We start from the raw sequence: 7,820 nt of genomic DNA, 5'->3' as shown, positions 1-7,820 counted from the left end.
CAATCTAATTTTGCTAATTAGCTAAATTTTTTATTCAAAATTGGATAAATCAAAATGGCAATCAGAATAACACTTGTCCCTGCATAAAACCCTAGATTCATTTGTTCTTTTTCTCCAAAAATTAAGTAAGCAAAAATAATCCCATACACAGGCTCGAGATTGAGTGCAAGATTGAAAATAAAAGCAGAGAATTTGATTAATAGTTCAACCGTAACCGAGAAAGCATAAACTGTACAAACCAGAGAAAGTATGCCCAACCAAAGCCAATCCCAACCCGCTGGAATTATTTGATTAATTGATAAATAGCCACTCTGGAGCGTGTAAACTAATGGAATCAACGAGGTAATAGCTGCACCTGTCATTTCGTAAAATGTAATAACCTGCGAAGGAAAGGCCTTACCAAGTTTTGAGTTGATTACCGAAAATAAGGCGCTTAGCATAGCCGCCAGAATACCCAGAATTAAGCCCCAAATATGTTTGACTTCCGATAAAAAAATCATACATAGTCCACCAATCACCAATAACCCAAGCAAGACTTCATGTGGACGAATTTTACGTTTGTAAGTAATTGGCTCGATAATGCTTGTCCATAAGGTGGCAGTAGAAAATCCCGCAAGACATAAGGCTACATTGGATATCTTGGCCGCAAAGAAAAATAGAAACCAATGAAGTGAAATCAAAAACCCCGTAGCGAGTAATTTAATTGCTCCCGCACGACTAACACGTAAATCTACCTGACGTACTTTTAATACTACATAAATACCCAGAGCAGCAATACTCGTCCTAAAAAATACGGTGCTAAGGGAATGTACAGAAATGAGCGTACCCAAAATTGCTGTAAAACCTAGCAACAACACAATGAAATGTAATTGAATATAGTCTTTGGTAGTCTTGTTTTGCATAAGTTTTGTTATTGTGGTTGAAGATTAGGACTTTTAGTCCTATTTACAAAAAATAAATATCATATAAAATAAAAATGAGTTAACTATTGAGATAGTAATCAATGGCTTACCACTCGAAAAGTTAACTCATTTAGAGGAGTTTTTGAAGAGCACTTATCTAAATGCTCAATTGTAAGTTAGTCGAACAAGGATTTCCAATAATTTCGGAACGGAAATAAACTAAAATACCTTTATTTTTTACAAAATATAGAAGCTTACACTTCCGAAATCCCACATCTGATATCCAGAATAAATATTTTTAGAGTCCTTCGGTTACGGCATTGGTGGCAAAAGTATTCGCGTATGAAGCAATATTTGCCATCCAATTTTGGAGTGTTTTAATAAACTTATTGGTTTTAGGATGCTCTAATTTAGTAGCTTGTTCAATCCAATCATTAAGTAAATGAGTCATATTTTCAGCATCAGTAGCACTCTGGTAAATGGCATGGAATCGGTTACGTTGTATATAAAATTGGTGTAGGGTGGGGCTTTTTTCAAAAGCCAGATTCAATAAATGAGTTTGTTCCTCAGTGCAGTTTTGTGCTTGCTTAAACAATAACCATTTGATGTTTTTGAACTCTTGATGGGTTTGATAAGTTTTACGAAGCGATTTTCTGACGGCATCAAGGGATTCATTAAGGGCTTTGACAATATGAAAATGGTCTAATGTAATCTCCGCATTGGGAAAACATTGTCTGGATGCCAAAATATAGGAGTCCAAAATGTCACAAGACACAACTTGGATTTGCTGACAAATTTCAGCCCCTATGCTGACAAACAGGACATTGACCTGTCTTCACCGATAGATGACAGTGAATAACTAACTTGGAGGGTAAGTGCTCTATTGAATCAACCTTCAAATCTGGCAAGGATAGAAGATTTTCGTAAAAACTGTTTTCCGACATATATTTAACTTTCCACAAAAATATTCAAAGACCCAATTTTTATAAAAAACATTTTTAGCTTTCAGCTTGGGGCTTTCAGCAAAAACAAATCTATTGTTACTAAAAACAATAACACTCTTTGCCTGTTGCCTTGTGCCTGTTGCCTTCAACAAAAACTTTAATCTAATTCTGCATACTTAAGTTAGCATACAAAATAAAATCTAACTTTTGAGCTTTCAGCTTTGGGCATTCGGCAAAACATATCTATCGTCACTAAAAAACGATTTAACACTCTTTGCCTTCTGCCTGTTGCCTTGTGCCTAAAACACAAAAGTTAAATCTAATTTTGCACGACTACTTAACAGTTAACTCCTTTAAATCGCTCCTTTGGCCTTCAACATTAAATATTTATTGATGGTATTAATAGATAATTGCTGAGGACTTGTCAATAACGCCTGAATCCCATATTGCTCTAACTCTTTTACAATTAGCTTTTTTTCATAGTAAAACTTTTCTGCAATAGTTTTTTGGTAAATCTCTGCCGTTGTCGAAGCGGGTTGTTCAAGGATATTTTGTAGACCAGTGTTTTCAAAGAAAACTACTAAAACTAAGTGTTCTTTAGCAAGTTTTCGAAAATGAGGCAGCTGGCGACGCATAGAATTGACCGTTTCAAAATTGGTATAAATAATCAAAAGACTGCGTTGTTTGATTTGCTTTTTGACATGGATATACAAAGCCTCGTAGTCGCTTTCTTGAAAAAGTGTTTGTTGGTGGTACAACATATCCAAAATACGCTGAAGTTGCCCAGATTTTCGGTCGGCCAAAAGCGTCTGATTAATTTTATTCGAAAAAGTAATAATTCCTGCTTTGTCGTGCTTGTGTAAAGCGATATTGGATAGCACCAAACTCGAGTTAATCGCGTAGTCCAATAGCGTGAGTCCATCAAAAGGACTCTGCATAATTCTACCTTTGTCGATAAGGCAATAAATAGACTGCGCTCGTTCGTCCTGATAACTATTGACCATCAGCTCGTTGCGCCGGGCTGTAGCCTGCCAGTTGATAGTTCGAATATCATCACCTTGTACATAGTTTCTGATTTGTTCAAACTCCTGTGTATGCCCAATTCGTCTGATTTTTTTGATACCTACATCCGTCAATCGGTTCGAAATCGCCATTAATTCGTATTCTCGCATTTGCAAAAATGAGGGATAGACAGCTACCATTTTATCTTTTTCAAACTGAAAACGACGCTGTAACAAACCCAAAGGCGAACTCACAAATACATTTAAGGCTCCAAACAGATATTCGCCTCGTTCGGTAGGTCGGAGTGTATATTGTACATTTTGGGTCGTATTACTTGCTAGTTGGGTATCTATTTGAAAATCTCTTTTTTGAAATTGAAAAGGAATTTCATCGACTAAGCTAACTTTTACCTCAAAACCATAACGATTTTCTAAGGCAATTTCGATGGTATTCTGGTCGCCATTGGACAAACGTTCTGGAATAAATCGTTTGGCAATAAGCGTTTTTTGACTTCCAAACAACATTGCTATATCCACCAAGAGCATTCCTCCGAAGGCCAAGCTTAATAAGATAGCAATATTAAAAAGCCAAGGCAACACAAATGCCAAGCAAAAAAGACTAATGAGAGCAGTAAATCCCCAATAGACAGGTTTATTGATATAGATAGATAATATTTTTTTCACGAGAAAGTAGAATTGTACAAGTAAGACAATAGCATAGAACTGGACTCTTTGCTATTAGTAAATTTGAATGGTTTTTTCCACAAAGTCAAACGCTTTGTTGCAACTTTAAAAGTAAAGTTTTCAAAAAATAGATTAAACATCTCAAATTGACTCAACTCGAAGATTTTGGGTAGAACCAAGCAGCTTCTATTCATTGAATCCTAATACGATTGGCGTTTTGAGCTTTTTTTCGTAAACTTGTCAAGAAAGCCTAGAAAATTAGTGTTGTTGGAAAAGATGAATAAAAATAAATTCTTGCTTGTGGATAGGCAAATTAGTACAAAAACTTACTTCTTATTAACAGATGAATTCTCGCGCAAAAATAAAACAGGTATTTGAGGAAATGGGCAAAATCGTGGTAGGCCACGAGCGTCTTACCAACCGATTATTGATTGGATTATTTACAGGGGGGCACGTTCTTTTGGAAGGTGTACCAGGTTTGGCCAAAACCCTTACGATAAATACGCTTGCCAAAATCCTTGATTTGAACTTTCACCGTATTCAATTTACTCCCGACTTATTACCTGCCGATTTGATTGGTACGATGATTTACAACCGTAAACTCGACGATTTTGAGGTACGCAAAGGACCCATTTTTGCCAATATCATTTTGGCCGACGAAATCAACCGTGCACCTGCCAAAGTACAGTCGGCATTGTTGGAGGCGATGCAAGAAAAACAAGTAACGATTGGTGACGAAAGTTATATTTTGGATAAACCTTTTTTGGTACTAGCCACACAAAACCCCGTAGAGCAAGAAGGTACGTTTCCGTTGCCCGAAGCCCAAGTAGACCGTTTTATGCTAAAGGTATTTATGGGATATTTGAGCAAAGAACAAGAGCTAGAGGTAATGCAAAAAATGTCAAATATGGACTTTAATTACAGGCCAAAGGTTATTTTGACAAAAGAAGATATCTCTAATATTCGTCAAGAAATCAATAAAATTACCATTTCTGAAACCCTAGAAAGATATATCATCGAATTGATATTTGCGACTCGTAAACCAGGAGATTATGGTTTGAGAGATGAAGCGCGTTATGTGCAGTTTGGCGCATCGCCACGAGCAACAATTAACCTTAACCTTGCTGCAAAAGTGCTTGCTTATCTTGATGAGCGAGATTATGTGTTGCCAGAAGACATCAAAGAAATAGCTCCAGATGTATTAAATCACCGAATAATGCTCAATTACGAAGCCGAGGCCGATGGTATCACAACGATGCAGGTAATAGATACGATACTGAGAAGAGTGGCAATTGGCAGATAAATAAAGTCAATTCTTGATTGAATGATTTGTGAACGAGTGAATACTTTTATTCTATATTTTAGCAGTAGATTCGTAGCGCATTGCTATGTCGAAAATTGTATACAACAAAAATCACTTACTCACAAATCAGTCAATCACTTAATTGATGGTAACAGGAACAAGTATTTAGAAGTTAATCTTTTCGTGAATGATATATTCAGGGCGGTTTTTGATTTCTTCAAACATATTGCCTAAATATTCTCCTAAGACCCCAATCGTAACCAATTGAACTCCCCCAAAGAAGATAACAGCTATTACCGTAGATGCCCAGCCATGAACCAAGGTTTCTGGTCTGAAAATCAATCCAGTCACAACCCAAGCACCTAGTCCTAATCCTACCAACAAGCTTAAAGTTCCTAGCCCAAGCGCCAATTTAAGCGGTTTCTTACTAAAATAAAGTAAACTTGTGGAGGCAAATTTGAGCATTTTAGAGAGAGGATATTTGGTTTCTCCTGCAAATCTTTCTTCACGCACATACATGATAGGTACTTGCTTGAAACCAATCCAAGATATTAATCCTCTGATGTATTTATTCTTTTCGGGTAAAGCTTTGAAAGCCTCAATAACATGCTTGTCGATAAGTCTAAAATCACCAGTATCAACAGGTAATTTAGTATCTGACAAAAAGTTGATAGTACGATAAAATAAAAGAGCCGTTAATTTTTTGAAGAGTGTTTCGCCTTTACGTTTTTCTCGCATCCCGTACACTACATTCGCATTTTGTTCGACATGAATTTTTACCATTTCTGGAAATAACTCAGGAGGATCTTGCAAGTCGGCATCAATGATAATGGCAACATCGCCGCTACAAGTCTGTATACCTGCTGTTACGGCGGGCTGGTGTCCAAAATTCCTAGAGAACCCAATGACTTTCACATTAGCATCTTTTTGGGCTATATCCTTCAATATCAAAAGAGTGCGGTCGCGACTACCATCATTGACAAAGATAATTTCATAGCCATTATGGCCAAAAGATTGCATCGTTCTTGAAACTCGTTCGTAGGTATGTAAAATTACCTGCTCTTCGTTGAAGCAAGGAATAATAATCGAAACGGTCAAGTTATATTTCTCAGACATACGTTTTTATATAATTGTATTGTACAAGGCTAGATAATACCCTTAGGCTATTGATTATTAGGAGTTAATCTTTTAAAACAATGACTTTTTTCTTAAAATAGGTAGCATAGCATTTATTCCAAAGATGGTCTTGATTACTTTTTATTTCATCAAAATACAAGGTTTTTGGAGTATGTTTTAGAGGAGCAACATAAATAGTATCTGATTTTGACTCCTGAATTTGTTTGTATCTCAATGTCATCTCCTCATCGTATCCTTTGGCATTTCCTGAAAGAATATCAGCATACATTATTCTTAAATTAGTGCTTCTTGACCATGAAAATATGGATGCCGCTGTAAATACCAATACAAAAAGAATCTTGTGTAAAGGTAAGGATAGTAATTGAGGATATTGATTTAGACCACATAAAATCAAATAAAACCAACCTACCAAAAAGAATATGTAAATAGCATTTTTGACACGGTCTGGCACTCCATCTGGATTCCCATAATGTATAGCGAAAAACATTAATACTAATAAAATCCCAAGACTAGCCATTACATAAAGGAGGTTTGTTTTGAAAAGCCCTGATTTTGTGCTCGGAACAAATTTTTGGTACCATGCCGATAACAAAATAGTCATTGGAATCAGCGGACTATACACTACCCAATGAAAGCCATCCTTTAATGTTGACTTAATAGCTTTGGTAAGTGCCAACACTATATTTCCACTCAAAGCCCCACCTTGCATTCGTACTTGATTGCCTGGTGCTTTTATTACTAAAAAATAAGCACATAATACCGCCACAATCCCCAGCATGGTAATAAACTTATCAAAACGTTTTTCGAATAAAAGTAAATATAACCAGACCAGTCCCAAAAAGGCCAAAATCATCAACATCACTACCTCGTTTGAACCTACTATAAAAAACACCAATGTTGCACAAAGTAACGCAATACCATTGTGAAGAGAGCGATACTGTGGGGCATAATAGCGAATAAGCACTGCCATGAGATACATCCAATAGCTCACCGAAATTGGAAATATGAATACAGAGGTATACCAGAAAAAATTATCGATAATACTAGCAGTCTCGGCAATATACAAACTCATGAAAGCCGCAGTTAATACCAATTTATTGCCTCGGTTGGTTGGTATAAACTCTCCAATCATTAAGTAAAAAGAGTGAAACAATAGCCCAATCATGAGGACTGGCATAATTTTGACGAAGCCAAAATGACCAAAAGCTAGAGGTGTAGCATGAAAGAGCATGTTGGAAATATATCTTCCAGACCAACCCTCATAATACAAACGCTGTCCTTCCCAAAAACCATAATCACGTGTCATGTAAGCAAAACAGTAATCGTCTGCTACCGAAGGATGATTGAAATAGCCCAAAATGGCAATAGGTATTACGCTGAGTAAAAAGATTACCCAGATAATTGAGTGCGAAAAAGCCTTTGTCTGTATGAGTTTCAAAATCAAAAGTAAACTTGAGTGAATAAATATGAAAGAAATCCACCTTATCTCTTTATCGACAAAATGAATTGGTAAGTATGCCTACCTGAAAGCCCAAATTTTTAAAATTTAGTGCTCATTCTCTGAAAGGTTTCAGAACAATAACTACTTTTATCAAGAAGCTTTTAGCAAAATTACCGTATTTATTAGATTTTATTGTTAGCCAATTAATAAATACTCATTTTGATTGTATATCACTCACTACAAATGGGTGTTGTATGAACGCTCTCGTTTCGGATTAGGAGAGTACGGAGTACTATAAAAAATGGATATCGTAGGCAAAATACCTTCAAACTATTGCACATTCGGCAAAAACAATTTAACACTCTTTGCCTTATGCCTAAAAAAAAAGTTAAATCTAATTCGGCACGG

Annotated in this window: 6 protein-coding genes; 1 reads left to right on the top strand and 5 read right to left on the bottom strand. The window is 36.1% G+C overall.

Translation table 11 applies throughout. The features are described from left to right. Positions 1–17: 17 nt before the first annotated feature. From ACOVQ4_RS17080 to ACOVQ4_RS17070, 3 genes are all read right to left on the bottom strand, one after another. A complete protein-coding gene (locus tag ACOVQ4_RS17080) occupies positions 18–902 on the bottom strand; it encodes a DMT family transporter (RefSeq protein ID WP_421821830.1) in 885 nt (294 codons plus the stop codon). Positions 903–1,200: 298 nt separating this feature from the next. Further along, positions 1,201–1,722 (bottom strand): ISL3 family transposase, encoded by a 522-nt coding sequence (locus ACOVQ4_RS17075; RefSeq protein WP_421821831.1) that lies wholly within the window; start codon positions 1,720–1,722, stop codon positions 1,201–1,203. A 477-nt stretch (positions 1,723–2,199) separates the two neighbouring features. Then, the gene (locus ACOVQ4_RS17070; RefSeq protein ID WP_421821829.1) at positions 2,200–3,531 is read right to left on the bottom strand and encodes a DUF58 domain-containing protein; all 1,332 of its coding nucleotides are present in this window, start codon (positions 3,529–3,531) and stop codon (positions 2,200–2,202) included. A gap of 343 nt (positions 3,532–3,874) precedes the next feature. Between ACOVQ4_RS17070 and ACOVQ4_RS17065 the strand changes: the two genes are divergently transcribed. Then, complete coding sequence (locus tag ACOVQ4_RS17065) at positions 3,875–4,834, top strand: AAA family ATPase (RefSeq protein WP_421821828.1); 960 nt, start codon at positions 3,875–3,877, stop codon at positions 4,832–4,834. A gap of 165 nt (positions 4,835–4,999) precedes the next feature. Here ACOVQ4_RS17065 and ACOVQ4_RS17060 read toward each other — a convergent pair whose 3' ends face one another. Then, the gene (locus tag ACOVQ4_RS17060; RefSeq protein ID WP_421821827.1) at positions 5,000–5,950 is read right to left on the bottom strand and encodes a glycosyltransferase family 2 protein; all 951 of its coding nucleotides are present in this window, start codon (positions 5,948–5,950) and stop codon (positions 5,000–5,002) included. A gap of 64 nt (positions 5,951–6,014) precedes the next feature. Continuing rightward, a complete protein-coding gene (locus ACOVQ4_RS17055; protein ID WP_421821826.1) occupies positions 6,015–7,409 on the bottom strand; it encodes a DUF6056 family protein in 1,395 nt (464 codons plus the stop codon). Positions 7,410–7,820 lie beyond the last annotated feature (411 nt).

This window comes from Flectobacillus sp. (genome assembly GCF_049240685.1).
GTDB lineage: Bacteria > Bacteroidota > Bacteroidia > Cytophagales > Spirosomataceae > Flectobacillus.
The sequence above is the reverse complement of the archived record's forward strand: the minus strand, read 5'-3'. Positions and strand labels throughout refer to the sequence as shown.

Coding starts and splice junctions, on each gene's coding strand:
- ACOVQ4_RS17065 (WP_421821828.1), top strand. CDS start 3,875: ATGAATTCTCGCGCAAAAATAAAACAGGTATTTGAGGAAATGGGCAAA.
- ACOVQ4_RS17080 (WP_421821830.1), bottom strand. CDS start 902: ATGCAAAACAAGACTACCAAAGACTATATTCAATTACATTTCATTGTG.
- ACOVQ4_RS17060 (WP_421821827.1), bottom strand. CDS start 5,950: ATGTCTGAGAAATATAACTTGACCGTTTCGATTATTATTCCTTGCTTC.